Source organism: Limnohabitans sp. Rim8, from assembly GCF_943326455.1.
Lineage (GTDB): Bacteria > Pseudomonadota > Gammaproteobacteria > Burkholderiales > Burkholderiaceae_C > Limnohabitans_A.
The window spans coordinates 45,634-68,814 of the sequence record NZ_CALPTI020000019.1 but is presented as its reverse complement, the minus strand read 5'-3'; the positions used below and the strand labels follow the sequence as shown (position 1 = coordinate 68,814).

Sequence of the window (23,181 nt, the reverse complement as noted above, 5' to 3'; positions counted from 1 at the left end):
TCGGTGGCGAAGTCGACGTTGGTGGCCAGGCCCATGAAGCTGCCGGCTTTGGCGCGTGTGGCGCAGTACTCGGGCAGGTAGCGTCCGGCCTGGCGCATGAGCCAGACGGGGGTGTGGTCGGTGGCCTGGCGCAGGCAGGCGCGCAGGAAAGTGTCGTTTTGAAGCGGTGCAAAAGCGCCGGCGGATGGTGCGGATGAATGTGGCGTGTTCATGGCTTGAATTGTCGCAGGGTGTTGGATTGGGGTCTATCACATAGGCGCAGATTCAAAGGGATGCGCAGTACAGAATGGCTGGAAACGTGCTGAGCCAAGCCCAGAAAAATCGATTCAGCCCAAAAAACCAAAAAACCAAAAAATGGAACACGGCGGCTACGCTGCAAAACACAGCAGCCACTTGAAGGTTCCACAAGGCCAGCGGAAACAAGCCTTCCCAAAGAATGAAACTCCAGCTGCAAATGAGCGCCACTTTGGGGGACCTGAAAGGGCTGTGTTCTGGCAGGGGCCCATGCACAGCTTGGTCTAGAAACACCGTCAATGCCCTGCCGGATCGCCATTCTGGACGCATCAACTTGACCCAGCCTGACACGAAGTAAGAACCTAAGCTTTGCAAAGTCACATACCAAAAAGCGATCGACCATGGCTCTGCCAAATCGCTGAAGCTGCCCAAGATGTGGGCGATCAGCAAGCCGGTCAATCCGACCAGGGTCATGAAATCGCTGCCCCCATTGAAAGCGCCGCGCCAGCGCAATAAAAGCACAACAGCGAGCAAGAAAAGGGCGATAGAGACCCCGATTCCGGCATGTCCGGCCATCAAGATCAGAGACAAGCCACCACGAATCCACAGCAGACCTTGGTAAATGGGGATTTGAAACAAGCGGTCTAAAAGCAGACGAAGAGGGCGGCTTGGAATTTCTTGGCGTTGGATCTCCCAATGGCCAACCCGGTCGATGTGCGAAAGCTTGAAATACTCCAAGCTTTGCAGCAAAAGACTGAAGCCCAGCAAGACCTCAAACATTCGGACGGCGATGGCAAGGTCCAAGCTCATGTTGTCCATGGCAAGACGGGCGATTGGATCAACATGGACGTTTGATTGTTCGCTAAAAACATCAAGCGAACTTCAAACTGAAATGACCGCAGATCGGGCGGTATATCGGTCGCGATGGCTTTGACATCAGTCGTGCTTTCAATCACCGCTTGTCTTGCCAAGCGAGTGACCAATTGGTAGCTGACAAAACTGCGGATGTCGCCGTTTTCTGGCAAAGCATGGATGTCTGAGGCGAGATGCTCGACCAGGTTTTGATGCGACAGGGCCAAATTGACCACAGGGTTGTACAAACACTGCAAGGGTTGGCGAGCCATGCGGGGGTAGTGCAGTCGCCAGTCTGACCATTGACCCTCAGGCCCCTGTGAACGCACCCACAAACGCGGAGCAGGTCCAAGGCCATGAAAAAACTGCCAGTTCGGGAAAAATGCCCGAAATAAAAACAACCAAGGCCCCGAAATGTTGCGGGTTCTTTTGCGGAAAACCATGGCCAAGCCGAGCCCTGCAAAGTAGACGACGACCAAGCTTGAAAACAAATCCATGAAACGAATTATGGTCCGAAGCGTCCCACAGTTCACGACCTCTTAAACCAGGTGCTTCCGTGGCCTCGGCTTAAAATGAGGCATGACACATCGTAAAGGCATCATCCTCGCCGGGGGCTCCGGAACGCGCCTGTATCCCGTGACCCAAGCTGTGAGCAAGCAGCTGATGCCGGTGTATGACAAGCCCATGGTGTATTACCCGCTGACCACGCTCATGCTGGCGGGTATCCGTGATGTGTTGCTGATCAGCACGCCACACGACACGCCGCGCTTTACCGAACTGCTGGGAGATGGTAGCCAGTGGGGCATGAATATCCAGTATGCGGTTCAGCCGAGCCCCGATGGCTTGGCGCAGGCCTTCATCATCGGCAAGGACTTCGTAGGTCAAGACCCGAGTGCGCTGGTGCTGGGCGACAACATTTACTACGGGCATGACTTGGTCAAGCTCTTGGCCAGTGCCAATGAGCGCACCAGTGGTGCCAGCGTTTTTGCCTACCATGTGCACGATCCGGAGCGGTATGGCGTGGTGGATTTTGACGGACAACACCGAGCGCTGAGCATTGAGGAAAAGCCCAAGTTCCCCAAGAGCAACTACGCGGTGACCGGTTTGTATTTTTACGACAAACAAGTCTGTGACATTGCCGCCGACATTCGGCCCTCTCACCGAGGTGAGCTTGAAATCACCGATGTGAACAAGCGCTATTTGGAGCTGGGTCAATTGAACGTGGAGATCATGGGCCGGGGTTATGCATGGCTAGATACCGGCACGCACGACAGCTTGCTGGAGGCTGCAGGCTTCATTGCCACCTTGCAAAAGCGTCAGGGTTTGATGGTGGCGTGTCCCGAGGAAATTGCTTTGCATCAAAATTGGATAGATGCGGCAGCGTTGCAGAAACTGGCAGCGCCGTTGGCCAAAAATGGTTACGGCCAATACCTGTTGAACCTGTTGAAATAACCAAAAACTGACTTCGCTGCCTCGATATGCCCTACACCGTCACGCCCACTTCCATTCCTGAAGTTTTAATTCTGGAGCCCCAAGTTTTTGGAGATGCCAGAGGGTTTTTCTTTGAGTCTTTCAATCAGCGTGACTTTGCTGAAAAGACCGGTGTGAACTTGCCTTTTGTTCAAGACAACCACAGCAAGTCGGCTCAAGGGGTGTTGCGAGGCCTGCATTACCAAATTCAGAACCCGCAGGGAAAATTGGTGCGTGTAGTGCAAGGCCAGGTGTTTGATGTGGCTGTCGATCTGCGGCAAAGTTCGGCCACTTTGGGCCAATGGGTGGGCGTTTATCTGGATGCACAAAAGCACCAGCAACTGTGGGTGCCACCGGGTTTTGCCCACGGCTTTGTGGTGCTCAGTGAAACGGCCGAATTTTTGTACAAAACCACCGATTACTGGTACCCCGTCCACGAGCGCAGCTTGCGATGGGACGACCCCACGCTGCGCATTGGCTGGCCTGTTGCAGGCCAGCCCCAGTTGGCAGCCAAAGACGCTGCGGCTCAGCTTTGGCCAGACGCTGAAAAGTTTGCCTGAGGCTACGCCCCTCGAGGCTTGGCGACGTGTGATTTGTCAGCCAAGCTGTGACTTTCGCTCTCAGTGGCTCATAACCTTGATTTTGGCCGCTGCATCGCGCGCTCTTTGCAGGGCATTGGGGCCCTGTGCAAGAGCCACAGCCATGCGCCGATAAGGGCGTGTGGTGGGTTTGCCAAAGATACGAACGTCAACGCCGGGTTCACTCAATGCGGCTTCAATGCCGGTGAATGTTGGGTTTTTGCCTTCACGGTCCGCTAAAACCACGGCGCTTGCGCCTTCCACACAGTCGATTTGTGGAATGGGCAGACCCAAGATGGCTCGCGCATGCAGATCAAACTCACTCAGGTTTTGGCTGATCAGTGTCACCATGCCGGTGTCATGTGGACGTGGACTCAGCTCGCTGAAGATCACCTCGTCTTTGGTCACGAAAAACTCCACACCAAACAGACCTGCGCCCCCTAAGTCGGTGGTGACTTTCTCGGCCATGTCTTGCGCGGCTTTGATTTGCTCGGGCGTCATGCCTTGAGGTTGCCAGCTGTATTGGTAATCGCCGCGTTCTTGCACATGTCCAATGGGCGGACAAAACAGAGTTTGGCCATTGCGCTGGCGCACGGTGAGCAGGGTGATTTCAAACTCAAAGTGGATGAATTCTTCGACGATGACTTTTTGGCGGTCGCCGCGCATGCCCGCGCAGGCGTAATCCCAACTGGCTGGCACATCACCAGCCGTCTTGGCCACGCTTTGGCCTTTGCCCGATGAACTCATCACGGGCTTGATGACGACCGGAAAACCGATCTCGGTGGCTTTTGACAGCAGTTCGGCGGCGGAGTCTGCATAGGCGAATTTGGCGGTGCGCACGCCCAGGCCCACGGCCACATCGCGGATGCGGTCGCGGTTCATGGTCAGGTTGGCCGCGCGCGCACTGGGGATCACCTCAAAGCCCTGCTTTTCAACCTCAAGCAGCACTTCGGTGCGGATGGCTTCGATCTCGGGCACGATCAAATCGGGTTGGTGCTCCTTGATGGCGTCACGCAAGGCCGTTTCGTCCAGCATGCTGAAGACGCAAAACGAGTCGGCCACCTGCATGGCGGGAGCGCCTGCGTAACTGTCGCAGGCGATGACGTTGCAGCCCAATCGCTTGGCGCTGATGACGAATTCTTTGCCGAGCTCACCAGAACCCAAAAGCAGTATTTTTTTCATGGGGATAAGAAGTGTAGAAAGCGAACACAAGCTGCATTGTTGCTCAGTTGTCTGACGCACAGCCTGCACATGGGTCGATCTTGACCTAGATCATGGGCGCGAACAGCACCGATCCCCACAATGGGTGGCATGAATGCTGTTTGGACTTGGATTCGCCCACATGGTGGCCAATTGTTGTGGGGTTTGTTGGCCTTGCTGTTGGGCGCTGCCTCGCTGCGCTGGTGGCTGGGGCCTCAGGTGCAGACCGAGGCAGTGCAACGCCGTGATTTGCTGCAAACGGTGGTGGCCAGTGGCCGCGTAGAGTCACCGCACCGTGTGAGCATTGGCGCGCAGATCACCGGCACGGTGGCGCGCGTGCCAGTGAGCGAAGGCCAAGTGGTCCAGGCGGGTGATGTGCTGGTGGAATTGGTCGGCACCGAGTTGCAGTCGGCCCAGCGGCAGGCCCAGCAGGCTGTGGTGCAGGCGCAGAACCGTCTGCGGCAGATGAATGAGTTGCAGGGGCCTGTGGTACAGCAGGCGCTGCGCCAGGCACAGGCCAGCCTAGACGCAGCGCGTGCCAGCGGGGAGCGCAGTTTGGCTTTGTTTCAGCAGGGTTTCATGGGTCAAGCGGCGCTGGACGAGTCGCGCAAGGCTTTGGCCTTGGCCGAAGCCCAAGTGCTGGCCGCGCAAAAGCAAGTGGCATCGACCCAGGCCGGAGGTGCTGAACACAGCTTGGCCGTAGGGGCTGTGGCTGAGGCACAGGCCAATTCAGAAATGGTCAATGCCAAGGCCCGCTACGCGGTGATCCAAGCACCCGCGAATGGGCATCTCATAAGCCGTCATGTGGAAGTCGGCGATGTGGTGCAAGCGGGCAAGGTCTTGATGACTTTGTCGCCCGAGGGCGCAGCGCAGCTGGTGGTGCAGATCGATGAAAAGAACCTGCGCTTGATCGCATGGGGCCAGCAGGCATTGGCCTCGGCCGATGCCTATCCGCAGCAAAAATTCAAGGCCCAGGTGGTCTACATCAACCCTGGCATCAATGCCCAGACAGGCGCGGTAGAAATCAAGCTGGATGTGCTGGAACCCCAGCAGAACCTCAAACAGGACATGACTGTGTCGGTGGACTTGGTGGTCTCGCGTAAACCTCAGGTGCTGGCGTTGCAGGTGGACCATGTCAACGACATCGGTGGTGCATCGCCGTGGGTGTGGCTGCTGGAGGCTGGGCACGCGTTACGTCGTCCGGTGCGACTGGGTTTGCGGGGTGGCGCGTGGGTGGAGGTGCTGGATGGCCTTCGCGTGGGCGATGCCGTGATCGTATCGCCCAATGCTTTGCGCGAAGGCCAGCGCGTGCGTGCGCAACTTTGAGCGGGCTGCAGCATGTTCAAGCCCTGGGTGCCCTTTGAATGGATTGTGGCCATCCGCTTTTTGCGCGAAGGCCGCATGCAGACGGTGTTCATTTTGGTGGGCGTGGCCATTGGGGTGGGGGTGATCGTGTTCATGTCGGCGCTGATGGCGGGTTTGCAGGGCAACTTCATTGCGCGGGTGCTGTCGGCGCAGGCGCACATTCAGCTTTTGCCGCCCCAAGAGCTCACCCGAACTTTGTACACGGCCACGCCCAGCGAGGTGAATGCTTCTATCGTGCAGCCGCCACTGCAAAGGCTCAAGTCGGTTGACCAGTGGCAATCCTTGATCACCATGGTGCGTGATATGCCCGATGTGACGGTGGTTTCGCCCGTGGTCGGCGGCTCAGCGCTGGCGGTTCGCGGCAGTGCCAGCCGGGCGATCAGCCTGACGGGGGTGGAGCCTGAGGGGTATTTTCAAATCGTCAAGTTACCCGACAAAATGGTGCGGGGCAAGCCGCGTTTGACGGGCCAGGACATATTGATCGGCACAGACTTGGCCAGCGACCTGGGCGTGGATGTCGGCGACAAGTTGCGTGTGGCCAATGCAGCAGGCGTGGCCACCAGCTTGACCATCAGTGGCGTGTTTGACCTGGGCAACAAGGGGGCCAACCAGCGCAGTACTTTTGTGGCGCTGCGCACCGCGCAAAGCCTGCTGGGCTTGCTGGGTGGGGTGACCAGCATGGAAGTCACAGTGCGCGATGTGTACGCGGCCGAAGTCATGGCCCAGCGCATTCATGCGGCCACCGGTTTGCAGGCCGAAAGCTGGATCAAGACCGGAGCGCAGTTTTTTGCCGCCGTGAGTGCGCAAAGCACCGCCAACACGGCCATCCGGTTTTTTGTGGGCCTGTCGGTGGCCTTTGGCATTGCCAGTGTGCTGGTGGTGTCGGTGGTGCAAAAGTCGCGAGAGATCGGGATTCTGCGGGCCATGGGCATCTCACGCGGTCAGGTGTTGCGCGTGTTTTTGTTGCAAGGCGGCTTGCTGGGCTGGGGCGGCGCGGTGTTGGGCTGCGTGGTGGGCGCTTTGGGTTTGGTGCTTTGGCAGCACCTGGCCTTGAATGCCGATGGCACCGCCTTGTTTCCGTTGGTGCTGGACCCGGTGCTGTTTGCTGTGGCCCTGGGCCTGGCCACAGTGACCGGCCTGGTCGCGGCCTATGCGCCAGCCTTACGGGCAGCACGTCTGGACCCGGTGGAGGCCATTCATGGTTAGCGCGGACGTGGTGGTGTGTTTACAAGGCGTGCGCAAGGCCTTCAATGTGGGCTCTGGCATCGAAACCGAGGTGCTGCACGGCATTGACCTGACGCTGCACCGAGGCGACTTTTGCGCGGTGATGGGTCCGTCCGGTTCGGGCAAGAGCACCTTGCTCAACATCATCGGCTTGCTGGACCGTCCCACTTCGGGCTTGCTGCAGATGGCGGGTGAAGAAACCACACTGCTGGCCGATCAGGCCTTGACGCGCTTGCGGGGGCACCACATTGGCTTTGTGTTCCAGTACCACTACCTGATCGCGGCCTTCACAGCATTGGAGAACGTGATGATGCCTTTGTTGGGCGCTGCGGGTTTTCCGACCCCCGAGATGCGTGGGCGGGCCGAAGCCCTGCTAGAGAGCGTGGGCCTCACGCCCTGGAAAAACAACATGGCCAACAACATGAGTGGCGGGCAGCAGCAGCGCGTGTCTTTGGCGCGGGCATTGGCCATGAACCCAGCTTTGCTGCTGGCCGATGAACCCACTGGCAACTTAGACACCAAAAGTGCAGATGCGGTGTTTGCGCTGCTGCGGCGCATCAACCAAGAGCAGGGCACCACCGTGCTGCTGGTCACCCACAACCCCGAGCTGGGCAAGCGCTGCGACAAGACCATCCAAGTGGTGGATGGTCTCATCCAGACTTAGGTTTTTGCAGATTCTGCGGCAATGCCTTGCAGCTGGGCGGCCGTCAGGCGGTTGCCGTGTTGGCTGACCACGGCAGCCGCAGCGCGGTTGGCCAGCGCTGCGGCTTGCGCCGGGCTTTGAGCATGGGTGATGCCGTACAGGAAGGCCCCAGCAAACATGTCGCCTGCGCCATTGGTGTCTACAGCCTGGGTGGGCACGGCGGGCACCTCGATGCGGTGAGCACCTCGTACGACGATGCAGCCTTTGGGGCCGCGCGTCAGGCACACGGTTGAGGCCAGCTGCGTCAGTTGGCCGATGATGGCATCCAGATCGGTCGTGCCGCACCAGGTTTGCGCTTCTTCTTCGTTGGCAAAGAGGTAGTCCAAACCGTTGCCGATCATGGCCTCGAGGCCTGCTTTGCAGAAGTTGATCATGCTCACGTCGCTGAGCGTCAGCGCGGTGGCAACTTGGTGCTCAACAGCGATCTGCCGACCTTTGACAGCGGCCTCTAACCCGGTAGGGGAGGCTGCCAAATAACCTTCCATGTAGTAAATCTTGGACTTGGCGATGTCTTTGGGGTGCAGGGCGCTGGCGTCGAGTTGTGATGTCGCACCCAAAAAAGTGCACATGCTGCGCTCAGCGTCTGGCGTCACCAATACCATGCAACTGCCGGTTTGCCCTTCAGTGGGACATGTATGGGTCAGGTTGGTCGCAACGCCGTTGGCCTGCAGGTCTTGTGTGTAGTAAGCGCCCAGTTCGTCGTCGGCCACGCGGCAAGAATAAAAAGCTTGCCCACCCAGTTGTGCCAATGCGACCACGGTGTTGCCTGCCGATCCACCACCAGTGCGGCGCGCTTGCAGGCCTTGCACATGCGTCAACAGCTCGGCGCGTTGGGGCGTATCGATCAGCGTCATGTGTCTCTTGCTGACGCCCATGGTGCTCAGCAACTCATCAGAGACTTCGTATTCGGTATCGACCAAGGCATTGCCAATGGCGTAGAGGTGGTAGTGGGACATGACTGGCTTGAAAATGAAAAGCTCCGAGTTTAGCGGTCACTCACACCAAACCTTGCTCTGCCATTGAGAAGGCCTGTCCTTGTCCTACGATGATGTGATCGAGCACGCGCACATCCACCAGCGCCAAAGAGGCTTTCAGCGTTTGGGTCAGGTGCTCGTCGGCGCGGCTGGGCTGGACCGAACCGCTGGGGTGGTTATGGCTCAGGACCACTGCGGCGGCTTGGTGGTGCAGGGCGCGCAGGACCACTTCTCGCGGGTAAACACTGGTTTGGCTGAGCGTTCCGCGGAAAATTTCCTCCAAGGCCAGCATGCGGTTTTGATTGTCCAGAAACAGCACAGCAAAGACTTCATGGTTTTTGTGGGCCAGTTGCAGCTGCAAGTATTGTTTGACCGCGCCCGGTGTGTGAAAAGCCTCTCGCTCTTTGAGCCGCTGGCTGAGCGCCCTGCGGGCCATCTCAAACACGGCCAGCAGCTCTGCCTGTTTTGCGGGTCCTAGGCCTTTGATAGCACGAAGCGACTGCACCGTGGCGTTCAGCAAGCCCGCGATGCCGTTGGGTCCCAGCAGTTCTTCGGACAGCTGGAACACGTTTTTCCCCGTCATGCCGGTGCGCAGCAAAATGGCCAAAAGCTCGACATCACTGAGGGCCTGCGGGCCTCGGGCGAGCAATTTTTCGCGCGGACGCGCATCGGCTGGCAAGTCCTTGATGCTCATGCAGTGCCCCTCCCTGGAGCAGCCTTGGGTCCTGTTTATGCCCTTTATTGGGACAACTTGGCCGGGCTTTTTACAATAATGGCTTCTTTATGCCTGTTTGGCCGCGTTTGCGGCATTCCAGAAAACCCTTATGCCCATTGTCGAACCCGGTTCCTTCTTGACGCTTCACTACCGCTTGGCAGGGCCAGAGGGGGACATCATCAACACCTTCAACGAAAAACCGGCCACTTTGTCGCTGGGTTCAGGCACCTTGTCCCCAGCCTTGGAGCAGCGCTTGCTGGGTCTGGCAGAAGGCACGCGGTTGGTGATGGAGATTCCCCCGGGAGAGGCTTTTGGTGACCGCATCGCGGACATGCAGCAGTGGGTGGCGCGCAAGTTGCTGAGCGAATTGGGTGATCCGACCGAAAAATACGCGGCAGGCGATGTGGTGCAATTTCCCACACCAGATGGTATGGGCTCTTATGCCGGTACCGTCATGCAAGTGAACGAGGTGGGCGCGGTGTTGTTTGACTTCAACCACCCCTTGGCCGGTCAGCCAGTGACCTTTGAAGTTGAACTGATTGGAGTACTGTGATGACGTCTGAAGTTCTTTTGGCAGAACCCCGCGGCTTTTGCGCCGGGGTTGACCGTGCGATCGACATCGTTGAGCACGCACTCACCAAGTTTGGTCGCCCGATCTATGTGCGGCATGAGATCGTCCACAACACCTATGTGGTCAACGACTTGAAAGAAAAAGGTGCGATCTTCATTGAAGAGCTGGCCGATGTGCCGCCAGGCGCGACGCTGATTTTCAGCGCGCATGGCGTGAGCCGGGCCATTCAGGATGAGGCCGAACGACGAGGCTTCCGTATTTTTGACGCCACCTGCCCTTTGGTGAGCAAGGTGCATGTGGAGCTGGCCAAACTGCACAAAGAAGGCTACGAGTTCATCATGATCGGCCACAAGGGCCATCCTGAGGTGGAAGGCACCATGGGCCAGCTTGACAGCGGCATTCACTTGGTGGAAGACGTGGAAGATGTGGCGAAGGTCCAGCCCAGTCAAACCGAATTGCTGGCGGTGGTCACGCAAACCACACTCAGCGTGGACGATGCGGCTGAGATTGTGGCGGCTGTCAAAGCCCGCTTTCCCCAAGTGCGCGAGCCCAAGCAGCAAGACATTTGCTATGCCACCCAAAATCGCCAAGACGCCGTCAAACTGATGACCCCGCTGGTCGACGTCGTGATCGTTGTGGGCAGCCCTACCAGCTCCAACAGCAACCGCCTGCGCGAATTGGCCGACCGGTTGGGCACGCCTGCTTACATGGTCGATACAGCCGCTGATTTGCAAGAGGTTTGGTTTGAAGGGGCCCTGAAGGTGGGCTTGACCGCGGGCGCTTCAGCGCCCGATGTGCTGGTGCAAGAGGTCATTGCCCGATTGCGGGCGCTGGGCGCTGTGTCAGTGCGAACACTCGATGGCATTCAGGAAACCATCAAGTTTCCAATGCCCAAGGGTTTGAAGCTGGACGGCGCCGAAAACCCATAACCCGGCTCACTACAATCCTCCCATGCTTGATATTGTTCTTCTCCGCAAAGATCTGGATGCCGCCGTCGCGCGTCTGCAGACCCGTAAAAATCCCCAGCCTTATTTGAATGTCGAGGCGTTTCGTGCTTTAGAAGGCGAACGCAAAACACTGCAGACCCGCACCGAAGAGCTACAAAGCCAGCGCAACAGTTTGTCCAAACAAATTGGCATGCTCAAGGGCAAGGGGCAGCACGCCGATGCCGATGCCGTGATGACTCAGGTTGGCGCCATCAAAACCGAGTTGGATACATCGGCCGAGCGGCTTGAGGTGATCCAGGCTGAGTTGCAAATTTTGTTGCTGGCCGTCCCCAATCTGCCGCACGAGTCGGTGCCTGTGGGCGCGGGCGAAGAAGGCAACGTGGAAGTGCGCCGATGGGGCATTGTGCGCAACTTTGACTTTGAACTCAAAGACCATGTGGACATCGGCGGCCCGCTGGGCCTGGACTTTGAGACCGGCACGAAGCTGACCGGCTCGCGCTTTACTTTCATGCGCGGCCCGGTGGCGCGTTTGCATCGGGCTTTGGCACAGTTCATGTTGGATGTGCAGACCACCGAACACGGCTACACCGAGTGCTACACGCCCTACATCGTGAACGCCGACACGCTGCGCGGCACAGGTCAGTTGCCCAAGTTTGAAGCCGATTTGTTTGCGGCCAAAAAGGGTGGGCAAGAGGGCGGCCAAGAGGGCGAAGAAATCCAGGCGCTGTACCTGATTCCCACCTCAGAAGTGACGCTGACCAACGTGGTTCGCGACGAGGTCTTGGCTGAGGCCGATTTGCCGATCAAGCTCACGGCCCACACCCCTTGCTTTCGTTCGGAGGCGGGCAGTGGCGGGCGCGATGTGCGCGGCCTGATTCGCCAGCACCAGTTTGACAAAGTCGAGATGGTGCAGATCGTGCACCCCGAACACAGCTACGAAGCGCTCGAAGCCATGACCGGCCACGCCGAAGCCATTTTGCAAAAGCTGGGCCTGCCTTACCGCGTCATGAGCTTGTGCACTGGTGACATGGGCTTTGGCGCGAGCAAGACCTATGACTTGGAAGTCTGGGTGCCTGCGCAAAACACCTATCGCGAGATCAGCTCGGTGTCCAACTGCGAGGCTTTCCAGGCGCGTCGCCTGCAAGCCCGTTTCAAAAACGCACAAGGCAAAAACGAGTTGGTGCACACCTTGAATGGCTCCGGCTTGGCTGTGGGCCGTGCGCTGGTGGCCGTGCTCGAGAACTACCAAAATGCCGACGGCACGGTCACGGTGCCCGAGGTGCTGAGGCCCTATATGGGCGGCTTGGAGACGCTGTCGGCCTGATAGAATATTGGCTTCGACAAACGAAACCGAATCAGGAGAGGTGGCAGAGTGGTCGAATGTACCTGACTCGAAATCAGGCGTAGTGGCAACACTACCGAGGGTTCGAATCCCTCCCTCTCCGCCAGTACAAAGACCTCAAACCTGCTCAGCAGGCCTTGAGGCAGCCTCAGGCCCCGCACAAGCGGGGCTTTTTGTTGGGTGTTCCTGACCAAGTCCCTCCCAGTGTCCTGGCGTGAATGGCGCGTAAGGCTGGTGGGAAATTCATGTTCACCGGGTGTAACCCATCAGGCGAGTACGGGAAGTCCCGTGAAGTTGTGCGCGAACACTGCACGCCCTTCGCGAGTACCGGTCATATAGTTCAAATCTGCAAGTTGCATCCGGCGATCGAACTCGCTTTGGCCCGGAAATTGGTGGACCATCGTGCACAGGCCCGCCGAAAACCGCTGTACCAACCACATGCGTTCGAGGCAGGTGTCGGCGTAGCGGTCTAGCCAGCGTTCATCTTGGCGTTTGTAGTGCTCCACCAACGAGCGGCCAAGCACCTTGATGTCCGCCATCGCAGAGTTCAAACCTTTGGCGCCTGTGGGGGGCACAATGTGTGCAGCATCGCCGGCCAGGAACAGGCGGCCAAAGCGCATGGGTTCGCAGATGAAACTGCGCATGGCGGTGACGGCTTTTTGCGTGATGCGACCTTCGTTGATGGGGGGCTGCCCATCGACGTCGAGCCGCTGGTGCAATGCCGTCCAGATGCGATCGTCTGACCAGTTGTCGGGGCTGTCATCCGGTTCGCACTGCAAATACAGGCGAGTGACCTCGGGCGTGCGAATGCTCATCATGGCAAAGCCATCGGGATGGCAACCCCATGTGATGTCTTGGATGGCCGGTGGTGCTTCAGCCAAAATGCCCAGCCATCCAAAGGGGTAAACACGGTCATAAAGCCGCAGCTTGTCGTGAGGGATGGCGCTGCGACTGATGCCCCGAAAGCCGTCGCATCCGGCAACGAAATCGCAGGCCAATTCGATTGGCTTGCCTTCGGACTCGAAATGGATGACGGGTCGGCTGCCCTCTAGGCCTTTGATTTGGGTCACAGGTGCGTCATAGAAAATTTGGGCACCCGACTCCTCGCGGACTCGCATCAGATCGGCCACCACTTCGTGCTGTGGATAGACCCAGGCGCTTTTTCCGCCCGATGCCTCGTGGAAGTCCAGCCTGTGAGAGCGGTTATTGAAGCGAAAATCCAGCGCGTGTTGTTCAAGTGCCAGTCGGTCCATGCGCTCACCCAGGCCGACTTCGCGCATCATCTCAACGGTACCCTGTTCGAGCACCCCGGCGCGAAGTCGGGAGAGGACATGGTCTTTCTGTGAGCGTTCAATGATGACCGACTCGATCCCCTCCAGGTGCAGCAGGTGCGAAAGCATCAACCCTGCAGGCCCAGCGCCAATGATGCCAACTTGTGTCCGTATCAAAGGCAGTCCTCTAGGTAGAGCATCCCCATGCCGGTCGTCATCGACGCATGGTCATGGCGGTTAATTTTTTGCAAGCTGTGGGTGACAATGCGCGCCATCAGACGTTCTCAAGGACCTTGCATGTTGCCCCAAACTCTTGATGGGTTTGGCCGCGCATCCCGGATTCGAGTTGTGCGGGGTGGGTGTGGGTCATGGTCAAATTATAGGATTGAGGTCAATGCGTGCAAAACACAAGTATCCTATTGCCTTGTGCAAAGTCACTGCTTTAAAGCAAGTCTTGAATGTCGATTGCCTCACCCTTGGCGGTTGATGAGCTCCTCAACGCCGGACTGAATGTCTTGCTGACGCAAGCGACCTGTTTGAATTTGAAATACAAAAATGATGAAAAACTGCACTTGGATCCTTGCCTTTTTGTCTATGCCTTTGCTGCAAGGCTGCACGGTACTGGCCGTTGCCGATGTGGCCGCGTCGACCGTGATTTATGGTGTTAAAACGGCTGTCAATGTGGTCGATGCGGTCACGCCGGACATCATCAATCGGGACAAAGACAAAAGCAAAAAGTAGGATTGACGCTGGGCTCAGGCCTTGCGGTGCTCGGCCAGATCGTTCCACGCATCCTGGCGAGTGATCAGGCCACCGCGCACCTCCATGCGGTCGATGAACCGGATGCTCTCAAAAGACTCGCCATCGAGCCAAGTGCCCTGCAAGCTGCCATGACAAAAAACCACCGTCACATCGCCTTGCCAGCTTTCTTCAAATTGTTCGTAATGCTTGCCAATGCGCGAGTAGCGTTGAGCGGCCCAGGTGGTCAGTTCGTGCAGCGTGTGCATGACCACAGTACCGGGAAAACACATCCGAAAGTCGGGTGACAAATAGCTTTGCGCATGGGCCAAATCACCGGATTGCATGGCTTGCAAAAAATCACGCACCACATCAGAAGCCACCGGATGCGCTGCACGGCCCTCGCTGAACACCTTGCCATCGCGGCGGTAGGTGCTGACTTCGTTGACAAACACGGTGGTCCCCGCTTCTGGGGTGTCGATCACTGAGCGAACCGCCTGCGCTAAGCGGTTGACCATGCGGTGCTGGGTCTCAGCAGCGTATCCCGGCAGCAAGTTGATCGAAACGACCGGCATGACGCCTTAGATGCCCAACCAGCCGTTGGTTCGAGCAAAATGCAAGGCTTGCGTGCGGCTATTGACTCCCAAACGGCGAAACAGACGCCAGAAGTGCACCTTGACCGTGTGTTCACTGATTTCAAGCTTTTCAGCAATGTCGCGGTTGGACAAACCTTGGTCCAGCATCAAAATCAGTTGTTTTTGACGTTTGGACAATTTGGTCGGGCCCGAAGGTGTGGCGGCGTCTTCGGCTGCGGCATCTTCTTCAGTGACCAACAAGGTGCGCAGGGCGGCAATGATCTGGGTTGGGCTGTTGGATTTCTCAATGAAAACGTCAGCACGAGCGTCCATGCAGCGTTGTTCGAATTCACTCGCGCTGGAGCTGGTCACAACCGCCAATGGCACATTCGGAAATTTGGCCTTCAGGACCTGCACACCGGACATGCCCAAGGTGTCCGGCAGTTGCAGATCCAAGCAAAACAATTCAGCCTGACCGTTTTTTTCGACCGTCGATTCCACCACGTTCAATTTGTGAATTGGAATGATCTTGAGGCCAGGTTTGACTCGGTGAACGAGCATGGTCAGCGCGTCGCGCATCAGGGGATGGTCGTCAATGACGTAAACAGTCATATTTTGTTCTCGGAGTTATATGAAATGTACAAGCATATCATTAACTTAAAATTATAGATATTTATTTTGTTGAAATCAATAAAATCATTTTGACAAATTTTGACCCATCTGGTCAAAAAGTTGCAAATTAGCGACAACTGAAGCCAAAGTAGCTGCCGTGACAGGTTCGAGGCATGACTCCAATGCTGGCAGTGCATCGGCGCCTTCATTTTGAAGGCGTGAAATCGCTTGCCCGGCTTCTTTGGGTGAAGCAAAGCCAAGGCTTTGCAGCAATGTCACGCCTTTGGCATCCACCAATTTGAAATAGAACAGGCCGTCTTTTTCCCGGTACTGTTTGAAATTGGGCAGGGCGGTTTTGGTTTCTTTGGCCACCGTGGCAACCTTGCCAGATGACAGGGCACGCAGACCCACGGCGTGGCGTAAATCCCGCATGAAGGGCGTGGCCAACTGGCGAGCCTTGTCGGCACCGGCCAGCAAAATTTTGTCCATCTGCGCGGGGTTATCGATCAAGGATTGATAGTGCTCGCGCATGGGGGCAATTTCGCGGTCAATGCGCTCAAACAGCATTTGCTTCGCGTCGCCCCAGCCGATGCCCTCGGCATAGGCTCTGGCCATGGCGGCGGTTTCGTTGGCGCTGGCAAACGCCTGGTAAATCTGAAAAAGGGCCGAGCCTTCTGTCGCTTTGGGTTCTCCGGGTGCTTTGGAGTCGGTCACGATGCCTGCGATTTGCTTGCGCATTTGTGCTGCGGGTGCAAACAATGGGATGGTGTTGTCGTAGCTCTTGCTCATCTTGCGACCGTCCAGACCCGGAAGCAGCGCCACAGACTCTTCGATCACGGCTTCTGGCAAAACAAAGTGTTCGCCATACAAATGGTTGAAGCTTGACGCCATGTCACGCGCCATCTCGATGTGCTGGATTTGGTCGCGGCCTACAGGCACTTTGTGCGCCTTGAACATCAAAATGTCGGCGCCCATGAGCACCGGGTACATGAACAGGCCCGCAGTCACGTCGCTGTCTGGATCGTGACCTGCGGTGTTGTTTTTGTCCACTGCCGCCTTGTAGGCGTGGGCCCGGTTCAGCACGCCTTTGCCGGTCACACAGGTCAATAGCCAAGTGAGTTCGGGAATTTCGGGGATGTCGGACTGACGGTAAAAGGTGACTTTCTCTGGGTCCAAGCCCGAAGCAATCCAACTGGCCGCTATTTCCAGCGTCGAGCGCTGGATGCGGGCGGGTTCGTCGCACTTGATGAGTGCGTGGTAGTCGGCCAGAAAGTAAAAACCGTCGGTACTGGTGTCACGGCTCGCTTGCACCGTCGGGCGGATCGCACCCACGTAGTTGCCCAAGTGCGGTGTGCCCGTGGTGGTGATGCCGGTGAGAACGCGGGTGCGGTTAGGGGTGGTCATGGGTCAAACAAAAGACAAAGGATAAAAACATCAGCGCAAGAAAGCAGCCAAGGGACTGAGGGTGAACTTGAGAAATTCAAAGGTGACTCCCATCAGGGGCTGCATCCACCACGCACTGATGAGGCCGGTGAGGACCAGCGCCATCACGATGAAAAAGCCCCACGGCTCGACACGCGACACCAGCACCGCCTGCCGCCACGGCAACAGGCCGACCAATATTCGTCCCCCGTCAAGTGGGGGAAGCGGAAACAAATTGAAAGCAAACATGACCACATTCGTCAGCATGCCGGCCTTGCACATCTCAATGAAAAACCGCTCGGTGATGCCGCTGCCACTCAAGACATAAAACAACACACCCCATAGCAGGGCTTGCACCAGATTGGCGCCGGGGCCAGCCAAGGCCACCCAGACCATGTCGCGTTTGGGGTGGCGCAGCCGATCAAAACGCACCGGGACAGGCTTGGCGTAGCCGAACAAAAAAGCCCCGCTGGTGCTGAAATAAAGCAGCAGAGGCAACAAGATGGTGCCCACCAGGTCGATGTGGGGAAAGGGGTTGAGGGTGACACGCCCCAACACCGAGGCGGTGTTGTCGCCCAGACGCAGCGCAGCGTAGCCGTGGGCAGCTTCGTGCAAGGTGATGGCAAAGATCACCGGCAAGGCATAAATCAGGACGGTTTGAATGAGATCGGTCATGTTGGCCCCGATTGTCTCAGACCCGTCTGTGTCTGTTCGGTTTCAGCAAGAGGGTTGACCAAGACCGGGTCGACGAGTGGGCAGTCGATGTCCGCTGTGACGCCGCAGCTAAGGGCTGAGATGGACCAGTTCAGTGATCCGCTTTTCCAGCAGCTCGCGCGCATCGCGGTCGAACGAACGCACGCCCGATCGCAGTGTGGCGGTCTGCGGGATCAGGTTGCTCGTCGCGCCGGCATGGAAGGCATCCCCGGTGGTGATGGCCATTGACTGTCATGCCATGCCGCGGACCACAATGTCTCTGGGCGCATGCACCTTGGCAGCCGTGTCCATCACTGGGCTTGCAGATTGATCGACTTGGCAATCGCTCGGTAGCGCTCGATCTCGCTTTGGTAGATGCGCGCCAATTCGACCGGTGTGCGAGAAGGCAAGACCACATTGCCGCTGCCCTCCAAAGCTTTGCGTGTCTCAGGTGCTTCAGCAGAAGCATAGAAAGCTTTGTTCAAGGTGTTGACCACAGCGTCGGGTGTATTGCGGTGCACTTGTACCCCCGCCCAAATGTCAAACTCCATGGCCTCGAGGCCCTTCATAGCGGCCATCGCCGGGAACTGCTTGAACAGGGGGTGCGGGGTTTTCGAGGTCACGGCCAGTCCTTGAATTTTCCCGTCGATCAGGGTTTGTGGAATCGAGCCTGCCATGGGCAAGAACGCCATGTCGATCTGCCCTCCCATCAGATCCGTCAACAGCGGAGCAATGCCTTTGTAGGGGACATGCAGCATCTGCACCTTGGTCAGTTGCGAAAACTTTTCGCCAATCAGGTGGTACAGCGATCCTGGCCCTACGCTGCCATAGCTCAAGGGCTTGTCTGCGCTTTTGCGTGCCAGAGCGAGAAGTTCGTCCACCGACTTGACGTTGAGCGAGTTGCGAACGGCCAAAACCGTGTTCGTTGTGGCGAACTGAGCGACCAGCTTGAAGTCTTCGGATTTGTACTTGACACCCTGAATGGCCATGGGTGCCAGGACCAATTCCATGGGGCTGCCCAAACTGAGGGTGTAGCCGTCAGCTGGCGCACTGGCTAGCTTGGCCAGTCCGATCGAGCCGCCAGCGCCGCCGATGTTTTCAATGACCATGGTCTGGCCCAATTTGACAGCAGCATCGGGCTGCACCCTGCGGGCAAAAAAGTCGGAAGGGCCGCCTGCTGGATAAGGCACGATCAGGCTGATCGGCTTGGCGGGGTAAGTCTGTGCCATGGCGGAAGTCATGGCGCAGGAGGCGACGAGCAGGCCGCCAAGAAGGGTTTTGATGTTCATGGTGTCTCCTTTGGGGTTGAACTTTGGGGCCGGTGTGTTGGACCCTGTATTCATGCTAAAAATTTTGAATTCATGTGTCCAATGACTTATTTTTCTAATAATCATTCGTAAAATGCATGCATGAACCTCAGGCACCTTGAACACTGGCTGGCGCTGGCAGACACCGGCTCCTTCAGCCGCGCGGCAGAAAAACTGCACATCACGCAGTCCGCTTTGAGCCGCAGCATCCAGGCCCTGGAAGAGGATCTGGGGGGGCCTCTGGTGGATCGGGTGGGCAAAAAGAACGAACTCACACCTTTGGGCCGCTCTGTGCTGGAGCGGGCGCGGCGCATCGTGCACGAGGCCCAGGAGCTCAAACAAGGCGCCGCCTTGCTGCAGCAAGGCGGCTTGGGCGCCTTGCGTGTGGGATTGGGGTCTGGCCCCGGGGCGATGCTGATGACGCCCTGGCTGGTTTACATGGCCAAGCACCACCCCACAGTGCAGGTGACGGTCTCGCGAGGGTCTACCGAACTGCAATTGACGCAATTGCGCGAGCGGCAACTCGATGCCCTGGTGGTGGATGTGCGGCGCGTCGAATCCGCGCCGGATTTGAAAATGACACAGGTGGTTGAGATGCGTGCAGGCTTTGTCTGTCGTCAGGGCCACCCCTTGCTGAAGCGGTCCGCCAAGGGCTTGCCCTTTGATGCCTTGCTGTCTTTTCCCATCGCTTCCATCCAGTTGTCGCAAGAGGTGGCCCGATTGCTGGTGGACCACTACGGCCCGCAAGCCAACCCGGCACAAATGACCACCTTGCAGTGCGAGGACATCGCCAGCTTGCTGGATGTGGTGGGCCAGACCGATGCGATTTACTTTGGGATTGTGGGCGCGGCCCGAGAGGGCCTCACCCAGGGCCGCTTGGTGGAGTTGCCCATGCAAACACCCTTCAAAGGCCAGGCAAGGCTGGCCCTCATCACCTTGGCGGGCCGCACCGAGTTGCCCGTCATGTCGGTGTTTCGCGCGTTTGTGCAAAACCACTTGAGCGATTGAAAAAATAAAAAAGGAATCGGGATGCAGGAATGGCTTTACCCCATGGGGGTGGTGTTGTTGGGTTACACCGTGTTGGGTCTCACAGGTTTTGGCTCGGCTTTGGTGGTGGTGCCCTTGTTGGCCTGGAACTGGCCCTTGCCCGCCGTGGTGGCGCTCACTTTGCTGATGGACGTGCCCGCCTCGGCATTTCACAGCGGGCTGAACTGGCGGCAGGTGCAGTGGCGCGAGTTGCGCCGCCTGCTGCCCGGCATGGTGGTGGGCACGGTGCTGGGCTTGTGGCTCATGCAGCACATCAACAGCCGCTGGCCTTTGTTGCTGCTGGGGTTGTACGTGGCGGGCGTGGGCCTGAATGCCTTGCGCGTCAGGGCTGCGCCTTTGCAGCCGCCGGCCCCGGTCTGGGTGTATCCGGTGGGCGGGGCCATTGGCCTGGTGGAGATGCTGTTTGGCACGGCGGGTCCCTTGGTGGTGGCCTGGCTCAGCCGCCGCGTGGCCGATGTGCAGCAACTGCGCGCCAGCACGCCCATGGTCATTGCCACGGCGGCGGCCACGGTCTTGATGGTCATGGCCTTGGACGGTCGCTTGTCCAGCGGCGTGTTGTGGCAACGTTGGAGCTTGTTGATTGGTGTCGCGCTTGCTGGCGTGTGGCTGGGTCACCGTGTGGCGCACCGGGTGCCCGTGGCGCGATTGCGCCAGATCATCTGCTCTATGCTGGTCGCCAGCGGTTTGATGCTGGCGCTTGGGGCTGTGCGCTGAATCTGTTCAAACCAAAAAAGGGAGCCCATGGCTCCCTTTGGTGTGAACGCGGTGATGAGTTACATCAACAGGTGTTCGCCCGCGTTGTCACCACCCAGAGTCACATAGTTCACCTTGCGGATGTCCATCAACTTGGTGCCGCCGGAATAGCTGATCGAGCTTTGCACGTCTTGCTCCATTTCAATCAGCGTGTTGGCCAGCTTGCCCTTGATCGGCTCCAAGATGCGCTTGCCTTCCACGTGTTTGTACTCGCCTTTGTTGAAGTCGGAGGCCGAGCCGTAATACTCTTTGAACATCTCGCCATCGACTTCCACGGTTTTTCCGGGCGACTCTTCGTGGCCTGCAAAGAGTGAGCCGATCATGACCATGCTCGCGCCAAATCGGATGCTCTTGGCGATGTCGCCATGGCTGCGGATGCCGCCGTCGGCAATGATCGGCTTGGTCGCCACACGAGCACACCACTTGAGGGCTGATAACTGCCAGCCGCCCGTGCCAAAACCGGTCTTGAGCTTGGTGATGCAGACCTTGCCCGGGCCCACGCCCACTTTGGTGGCGTCGGCACCCCAGTTTTCCAGGTCGATGACGGCTTCGGGTGTGGCCACGTTGCCTGCGATCACAAAGCTGGTGGGCAGCTTGCCTTTGATGTAGCGAATCATGTCGCGCACGCTGTCGGCATGGCCGTGGGCGATGTCGATGGTGATGTACTCGGGCACGAGGTTTTCAGCGGCCAGCTGGTCCACGGTGGCGCGGTCGGGGGCTTTGACACCCAGCGAGATGGAGGCATACACGCCTTTGCCATGCATGTCGCGCACGAACTGGACGTTGTCCAGATCAAAGCGGTGCATCACGTAAAAGTAGTTGTTTTGCGCCAACCAAAGGCAGATGCTTTCGTCTACCACCGTCTTCATGTTGGCAGGCACCACCGGCAGGCGGAAGGTACGGCTGCCTAAGGTGACACTCGCGTCACACTCAGAACGGCTTTCCACGCGGCACTTGCGTGGCAAAAGCAGGATGTTGTCGTAGTCAAAAATTTCCATGAGAAAACCAAGCTCCAAAGAAGGATTCGTTGAGAAAACGAGTGAGCGCTTGGCTTGGCCGGTTTTTTTGACGAAAAAAAACCGGGCGCAAGAATCTTGGGCCCGGTGGCTGATTCTACCCGTGTTCAAACTCCCTGCGAAGCATCATTCGCGTTTCGATTTCAAGCGCTTGTGACATCATGGGGTGGCAGTGTCGGTTTGGTGGCCAACATGAAGGCCAAAGAGCCCAAGGCCGCCAGCAGGGCCAATAAGCTAAATCCCAGCTGGTAATCACCCGTCAGGTCAGCCAGCACCCCGGCGATCATGGGGCCGGCAATTTGCCCCAGCGCAATGATGGCGGCCGACAGTCCCAAGATGAGCCCAATCGCGTTGCGCCCAAAGTAGTCGGCCCGAATGGCCTGCATGAAAGGACCACGCAAACCCCAAGCAATGCCGTGGAACACCCCGAAGGCCAACAGCATGGCCATGCTGTTGGCATAGGTCAGGCACAGCATGCCGATGCCGTGGGCCAGCATGCACAGGGCGGCGACCTTTCTTTTGTCGAACCAGTCACCCATGGTGGCCCCCATCAGCACCCCGGCCAGCTGCCCAAAGGTCATGATCAGGATCACCCAACTGGCGGTGGTGAATGAATAACCGAGGCCCTCTTTCATGTGCGTGATGGCGTGCACATTCACGGCAGAAACCACCAGCAATGCCAAACCGTGGCCAATGGCCAGCATCCAGAAAGCCCGCGTGCGCAGCGCCTGCGCCACGGTGAATTCAACCTGCACGGGCGGCGCAGGGCGGCCTTCGGCCAGGTCGGCGGCGGCTTGCGCAGGGTTGATCCCGTCCACATGCTCGCCATGGTCCTCGGGGCGGCGGCGGATGATGTTGGCCATGGGCAAGCCCGTCAATAGAACCAGCGCACCCGAGCCCGCAGCCGTGGCCCGCCAGCCCCACACTTGGATGGACCAGGCCATCAGTGGCACCACCAGCCCCCCCATGGCCAAACCCAGGCTCATGATGGAGAGGGCGCGCGCGCGGAACTTCTCAAACCATTGCACCAGCGCCACCGACAGCGGAAAGTAGCCTCCCAGGCTGGCTCCCACGGCCATCAGGAGGGCGCTGGCATAAAACGTGGCAACGCTGTCGACCTGACTGAGCAACAACAAGCCGGCCGCAAACAGAACCATGCCCCAGCGGATCATTTTTTGGGGGCCTACACGGTCCATCACCCAGCCCAGCACCGGACCGATGATGGCGGCCTCCACCGACTGCAACGCGGCAGCCCCGGACAAGGTGGTTTTGCTCCAACCCATTTCGTCAGACAGCACGGCGATGTACAGGCCCAAAGCCTGCGTGAGAAAAGCCGCCAGCAAAAACTGAATGCCGCAAGCCGCGCCTACCATGCGCCAGCCGTAAAAAGACCTCACTTTTCAGTCCTTTCGAACAAGCGGCACCGTCTTCGCGCTCGCTTGCAGCTTTTCGGTGTGTGCCGAATATCAGGGGTCATAAAGGCGTATTGACTGATGGAGTAAGTGAATAGGCATCGTGGCACGATGGGCTCGCGTCAGCTGTCCCGAAGTCGACCAAAACCGATGTTGGCAC

The 23,181-nt window shown here is 58.1% G+C and carries 26 protein-coding genes and 1 tRNA gene; 12 read left to right on the top strand and 15 right to left on the bottom strand.

The genetic code is table 11. The features are described from left to right. The 3 genes from Q1M54_RS12470 to Q1M54_RS12460 all read right to left on the bottom strand — a co-directional run. Positions 1 to 212: uroporphyrinogen decarboxylase family protein (locus Q1M54_RS12470; protein ID WP_300557672.1), on the bottom strand; the 212-nt coding region annotated here is incomplete at its 3' end. Between the two features lie 52 nt (positions 213 to 264). Next, positions 265 to 1,044 (bottom strand): hypothetical protein, encoded by a 780-nt coding sequence (locus Q1M54_RS12465; protein ID WP_300557670.1) that lies wholly within the window; start codon positions 1,042 to 1,044, stop codon positions 265 to 267. Further along, positions 1,041 to 1,583 (bottom strand): hypothetical protein, encoded by a 543-nt coding sequence (locus Q1M54_RS12460; protein WP_300557668.1) that lies wholly within the window; start codon positions 1,581 to 1,583, stop codon positions 1,041 to 1,043. The genes Q1M54_RS12465 and Q1M54_RS12460 overlap by 4 nt, the downstream gene beginning before the upstream one ends. A gap of 82 nt (positions 1,584 to 1,665) precedes the next feature. Between Q1M54_RS12460 and rfbA the strand changes: the two genes are divergently transcribed. Beyond that, positions 1,666 to 2,538 carry a glucose-1-phosphate thymidylyltransferase RfbA gene (rfbA, locus tag Q1M54_RS12455; protein ID WP_300557666.1) on the top strand — a complete coding sequence of 291 codons (873 nt, stop codon included), beginning with the start codon at positions 1,666 to 1,668 and terminating at the stop codon, positions 2,536 to 2,538. 26 nt (positions 2,539 to 2,564) lie between these two features. Next, positions 2,565 to 3,116, top strand: a complete 552-nt coding sequence (gene rfbC, locus Q1M54_RS12450; RefSeq protein WP_300557664.1) for a dTDP-4-dehydrorhamnose 3,5-epimerase — start codon at positions 2,565 to 2,567, stop codon at positions 3,114 to 3,116. A gap of 60 nt (positions 3,117 to 3,176) precedes the next feature. Here rfbC and purT read toward each other — a convergent pair whose 3' ends face one another. Beyond that, positions 3,177 to 4,316 carry a formate-dependent phosphoribosylglycinamide formyltransferase gene (gene purT / locus Q1M54_RS12445; RefSeq protein WP_300557662.1) on the bottom strand — a complete coding sequence of 380 codons (1,140 nt, stop codon included), beginning with the start codon at positions 4,314 to 4,316 and terminating at the stop codon, positions 3,177 to 3,179. A 129-nt stretch (positions 4,317 to 4,445) separates the two neighbouring features. On the opposite strand from purT, the gene Q1M54_RS12440 reads away from it, so the two are divergent. Genes Q1M54_RS12440 through Q1M54_RS12430 form a run of 3 tightly spaced genes read left to right on the top strand, consistent with a single transcriptional unit; the run spans position 4,446 to position 7,587 of the window. Then, complete coding sequence (locus Q1M54_RS12440; RefSeq protein WP_300557660.1) at positions 4,446 to 5,660, top strand: efflux RND transporter periplasmic adaptor subunit; 1,215 nt, start codon at positions 4,446 to 4,448, stop codon at positions 5,658 to 5,660. A gap of 12 nt (positions 5,661 to 5,672) precedes the next feature. Then, positions 5,673 to 6,905, top strand: a complete 1,233-nt coding sequence (locus tag Q1M54_RS12435; RefSeq protein ID WP_300557658.1) for an FtsX-like permease family protein — start codon at positions 5,673 to 5,675, stop codon at positions 6,903 to 6,905. Beyond that, entirely contained in the window at positions 6,898 to 7,587 is a 690-nt protein-coding gene (locus Q1M54_RS12430; RefSeq protein ID WP_300557657.1) for an ABC transporter ATP-binding protein, read from the top strand. The genes Q1M54_RS12435 and Q1M54_RS12430 overlap by 8 nt, the downstream gene beginning before the upstream one ends. Here Q1M54_RS12430 and Q1M54_RS12425 read toward each other — a convergent pair. Then, positions 7,584 to 8,582 (bottom strand): adenosine kinase, encoded by a 999-nt coding sequence (locus tag Q1M54_RS12425; protein ID WP_300557655.1) that lies wholly within the window; start codon positions 8,580 to 8,582, stop codon positions 7,584 to 7,586. The genes Q1M54_RS12430 and Q1M54_RS12425 overlap by 4 nt on opposite strands. A 40-nt stretch (positions 8,583 to 8,622) precedes the next feature. Beyond that, positions 8,623 to 9,294 (bottom strand): DNA repair protein RadC, encoded by a 672-nt coding sequence (gene radC / locus Q1M54_RS12420; RefSeq protein ID WP_300557653.1) that lies wholly within the window; start codon positions 9,292 to 9,294, stop codon positions 8,623 to 8,625. Between the two features lie 130 nt (positions 9,295 to 9,424). On the opposite strand from radC, the gene Q1M54_RS12415 reads away from it, so the two are divergent. From Q1M54_RS12415 to Q1M54_RS12400, 4 genes are all read left to right on the top strand, one after another. Beyond that, on the top strand, positions 9,425 to 9,868 hold the full coding sequence (locus tag Q1M54_RS12415; RefSeq protein WP_300557651.1) for an FKBP-type peptidyl-prolyl cis-trans isomerase: 444 nt from the start codon (positions 9,425 to 9,427) through the stop codon (positions 9,866 to 9,868). Beyond that, positions 9,868 to 10,815, top strand: coding sequence for a 4-hydroxy-3-methylbut-2-enyl diphosphate reductase (gene ispH / locus Q1M54_RS12410; protein ID WP_300557649.1), 948 nt, complete (start codon positions 9,868 to 9,870; stop codon positions 10,813 to 10,815). The genes Q1M54_RS12415 and ispH overlap by 1 nt, the downstream gene beginning before the upstream one ends. 22 nt (positions 10,816 to 10,837) lie before the next feature. Continuing rightward, positions 10,838 to 12,157: a serine--tRNA ligase gene (serS, locus tag Q1M54_RS12405; RefSeq protein ID WP_300557647.1), complete on the top strand. Its 1,320-nt coding sequence runs from the start codon at positions 10,838 to 10,840 to the stop codon at positions 12,155 to 12,157. Positions 12,158 to 12,191: 34 nt separating this feature from the next. Then, positions 12,192 to 12,281 (top strand) — tRNA-Ser (locus Q1M54_RS12400). Positions 12,282 to 12,441: 160 nt separating this feature from the next. Here the strand turns inward: Q1M54_RS12400 and Q1M54_RS12395 are convergent. Further along, positions 12,442 to 13,623: a 4-hydroxybenzoate 3-monooxygenase gene (locus Q1M54_RS12395; protein WP_300557645.1), complete on the bottom strand. Its 1,182-nt coding sequence runs from the start codon at positions 13,621 to 13,623 to the stop codon at positions 12,442 to 12,444. Positions 13,624 to 14,040: 417 nt separating this feature from the next. On the opposite strand from Q1M54_RS12395, the gene Q1M54_RS12390 reads away from it, so the two are divergent. Continuing rightward, positions 14,041 to 14,187, top strand: coding sequence for a hypothetical protein (locus Q1M54_RS12390; RefSeq protein ID WP_300557643.1), 147 nt, complete (start codon positions 14,041 to 14,043; stop codon positions 14,185 to 14,187). A 14-nt stretch (positions 14,188 to 14,201) separates the two neighbouring features. On the opposite strand, the gene Q1M54_RS12385 is transcribed toward Q1M54_RS12390, so the two are convergent. From Q1M54_RS12385 to Q1M54_RS12360, 6 genes are all read right to left on the bottom strand, one after another. After that, the gene (locus tag Q1M54_RS12385) at positions 14,202 to 14,759 is read right to left on the bottom strand and encodes a nuclear transport factor 2 family protein (RefSeq protein ID WP_300557641.1); all 558 of its coding nucleotides are present in this window, start codon (positions 14,757 to 14,759) and stop codon (positions 14,202 to 14,204) included. A gap of 6 nt (positions 14,760 to 14,765) precedes the next feature. Then, positions 14,766 to 15,371 (bottom strand): response regulator transcription factor, encoded by a 606-nt coding sequence (locus tag Q1M54_RS12380; RefSeq protein ID WP_300557639.1) that lies wholly within the window; start codon positions 15,369 to 15,371, stop codon positions 14,766 to 14,768. 84 nt (positions 15,372 to 15,455) lie between these two features. Continuing rightward, on the bottom strand, positions 15,456 to 16,775 hold the full coding sequence (locus Q1M54_RS12375; protein ID WP_300557637.1) for a tryptophan--tRNA ligase: 1,320 nt from the start codon (positions 16,773 to 16,775) through the stop codon (positions 15,456 to 15,458). A gap of 30 nt (positions 16,776 to 16,805) precedes the next feature. After that, the gene (locus tag Q1M54_RS12370) at positions 16,806 to 17,468 is read right to left on the bottom strand and encodes a site-2 protease family protein (RefSeq protein WP_300557635.1); all 663 of its coding nucleotides are present in this window, start codon (positions 17,466 to 17,468) and stop codon (positions 16,806 to 16,808) included. 108 nt (positions 17,469 to 17,576) lie between these two features. Continuing rightward, a complete protein-coding gene (locus Q1M54_RS12365; RefSeq protein ID WP_300557633.1) occupies positions 17,577 to 17,732 on the bottom strand; it encodes a hypothetical protein in 156 nt (51 codons plus the stop codon). A 65-nt stretch (positions 17,733 to 17,797) separates the two neighbouring features. Beyond that, positions 17,798 to 18,775 carry a tripartite tricarboxylate transporter substrate binding protein gene (locus tag Q1M54_RS12360; RefSeq protein WP_300557631.1) on the bottom strand — a complete coding sequence of 326 codons (978 nt, stop codon included), beginning with the start codon at positions 18,773 to 18,775 and terminating at the stop codon, positions 17,798 to 17,800. Between the two features lie 120 nt (positions 18,776 to 18,895). Here Q1M54_RS12360 and Q1M54_RS12355 point away from each other — a divergent pair, with 120 nt between their 5' ends. Beyond that, complete coding sequence (locus Q1M54_RS12355; protein ID WP_300557629.1) at positions 18,896 to 19,801, top strand: LysR family transcriptional regulator; 906 nt, start codon at positions 18,896 to 18,898, stop codon at positions 19,799 to 19,801. 21 nt (positions 19,802 to 19,822) lie between these two features. After that, positions 19,823 to 20,554, top strand: coding sequence for a sulfite exporter TauE/SafE family protein (locus Q1M54_RS12350; RefSeq protein ID WP_300557627.1), 732 nt, complete (start codon positions 19,823 to 19,825; stop codon positions 20,552 to 20,554). A 59-nt stretch (positions 20,555 to 20,613) separates the two neighbouring features. Here Q1M54_RS12350 and Q1M54_RS12345 read toward each other — a convergent pair whose 3' ends face one another. Together Q1M54_RS12345 and Q1M54_RS12340 are read right to left on the bottom strand one after the other, a co-directional pair. Then, positions 20,614 to 21,591: a GMP reductase gene (locus tag Q1M54_RS12345; protein ID WP_300557625.1), complete on the bottom strand. Its 978-nt coding sequence runs from the start codon at positions 21,589 to 21,591 to the stop codon at positions 20,614 to 20,616. Between the two features lie 161 nt (positions 21,592 to 21,752). Beyond that, positions 21,753 to 23,006, bottom strand: a complete 1,254-nt coding sequence (locus Q1M54_RS12340) for an MFS transporter (RefSeq protein ID WP_300557623.1) — start codon at positions 23,004 to 23,006, stop codon at positions 21,753 to 21,755. Between the last annotated feature and the right edge of the window lie 175 nt (positions 23,007 to 23,181).

Excerpts from the sequence above, each read along its gene's own strand:
- purT (WP_300557662.1), bottom strand. The coding sequence starts at position 4,316 with ATGAAAAAAATACTGCTTTTGGGTTCTGGTGAGCTCGGCAAAGAATTC.
- Q1M54_RS12350 (WP_300557627.1), top strand. The coding sequence starts at position 19,823 with ATGCAGGAATGGCTTTACCCCATGGGGGTGGTGTTGTTGGGTTACACC.
- Q1M54_RS12360 (WP_300557631.1), bottom strand. The coding sequence starts at position 18,775 with ATGAACATCAAAACCCTTCTTGGCGGCCTGCTCGTCGCCTCCTGCGCC.
- Q1M54_RS12385 (WP_300557641.1), bottom strand. The coding sequence starts at position 14,759 with ATGCCGGTCGTTTCGATCAACTTGCTGCCGGGATACGCTGCTGAGACC.
- Q1M54_RS12460 (WP_300557668.1), bottom strand. The coding sequence starts at position 1,583 with ATGGATTTGTTTTCAAGCTTGGTCGTCGTCTACTTTGCAGGGCTCGGC.
- Q1M54_RS12435 (WP_300557658.1), top strand. The coding sequence starts at position 5,673 with ATGTTCAAGCCCTGGGTGCCCTTTGAATGGATTGTGGCCATCCGCTTT.
- Q1M54_RS12365 (WP_300557633.1), bottom strand. The coding sequence starts at position 17,732 with ATGGCCATCACCACCGGGGATGCCTTCCATGCCGGCGCGACGAGCAAC.
- Q1M54_RS12345 (WP_300557625.1), bottom strand. The coding sequence starts at position 21,591 with ATGGAAATTTTTGACTACGACAACATCCTGCTTTTGCCACGCAAGTGC.
- serS (WP_300557647.1), top strand. The coding sequence starts at position 10,838 with ATGCTTGATATTGTTCTTCTCCGCAAAGATCTGGATGCCGCCGTCGCG.
- Q1M54_RS12430 (WP_300557657.1), top strand. The coding sequence starts at position 6,898 with ATGGTTAGCGCGGACGTGGTGGTGTGTTTACAAGGCGTGCGCAAGGCC.
- ispH (WP_300557649.1), top strand. The coding sequence starts at position 9,868 with ATGACGTCTGAAGTTCTTTTGGCAGAACCCCGCGGCTTTTGCGCCGGG.
- Q1M54_RS12440 (WP_300557660.1), top strand. The coding sequence starts at position 4,446 with ATGAATGCTGTTTGGACTTGGATTCGCCCACATGGTGGCCAATTGTTG.
- Q1M54_RS12415 (WP_300557651.1), top strand. The coding sequence starts at position 9,425 with ATGCCCATTGTCGAACCCGGTTCCTTCTTGACGCTTCACTACCGCTTG.
- Q1M54_RS12355 (WP_300557629.1), top strand. The coding sequence starts at position 18,896 with ATGAACCTCAGGCACCTTGAACACTGGCTGGCGCTGGCAGACACCGGC.
- radC (WP_300557653.1), bottom strand. The coding sequence starts at position 9,294 with ATGAGCATCAAGGACTTGCCAGCCGATGCGCGTCCGCGCGAAAAATTG.
- Q1M54_RS12380 (WP_300557639.1), bottom strand. The coding sequence starts at position 15,371 with ATGACTGTTTACGTCATTGACGACCATCCCCTGATGCGCGACGCGCTG.
- rfbC (WP_300557664.1), top strand. The coding sequence starts at position 2,565 with ATGCCCTACACCGTCACGCCCACTTCCATTCCTGAAGTTTTAATTCTG.
- Q1M54_RS12375 (WP_300557637.1), bottom strand. The coding sequence starts at position 16,775 with ATGACCACCCCTAACCGCACCCGCGTTCTCACCGGCATCACCACCACG.
- Q1M54_RS12465 (WP_300557670.1), bottom strand. The coding sequence starts at position 1,044 with ATGAGCTTGGACCTTGCCATCGCCGTCCGAATGTTTGAGGTCTTGCTG.
- Q1M54_RS12370 (WP_300557635.1), bottom strand. The coding sequence starts at position 17,468 with ATGACCGATCTCATTCAAACCGTCCTGATTTATGCCTTGCCGGTGATC.
- rfbA (WP_300557666.1), top strand. The coding sequence starts at position 1,666 with ATGACACATCGTAAAGGCATCATCCTCGCCGGGGGCTCCGGAACGCGC.
- Q1M54_RS12390 (WP_300557643.1), top strand. The coding sequence starts at position 14,041 with ATGCCTTTGCTGCAAGGCTGCACGGTACTGGCCGTTGCCGATGTGGCC.
- Q1M54_RS12425 (WP_300557655.1), bottom strand. The coding sequence starts at position 8,582 with ATGTCCCACTACCACCTCTACGCCATTGGCAATGCCTTGGTCGATACC.